The 293-nt window shown below is 34.8% G+C and carries 1 pseudogene; it reads left to right on the forward strand.

The features are described 5' to 3' along the window. Positions 1-293 (forward strand): annotated as a pseudogene (locus FUA24_RS02805) (3-hydroxyacyl-CoA dehydrogenase); the annotation flags it as partial.

Consider the following 293-nt stretch of genomic DNA (forward strand, 5'->3'; position numbering starts at 1 on the left):
AAAGATGTTGTTGTAGTTAATAAAGACAGACAAATTGCGACTGCAAAAGCGTATGCAAAATTAATGGCTGATGCTGGCTACACACAACCTGTAAAACGTACAGATGTAAAAGTTCTTGGTAAACAAGCTTTAGGTATGTTCTTAGTAGGAACAGATTCTATGGAAGACAGTAATTACATTAGTGAACACGACCAAAAAATAGCTAATAAATTAGCTTATGTTATGGCTGGAGGAGATTTATCGGAACCAACCTTAGTAAGCGAACAATATTTATTAGATATAGAACGTGAAGC

The sequence above is a fragment of the Seonamhaeicola marinus genome (assembly GCF_008085455.1).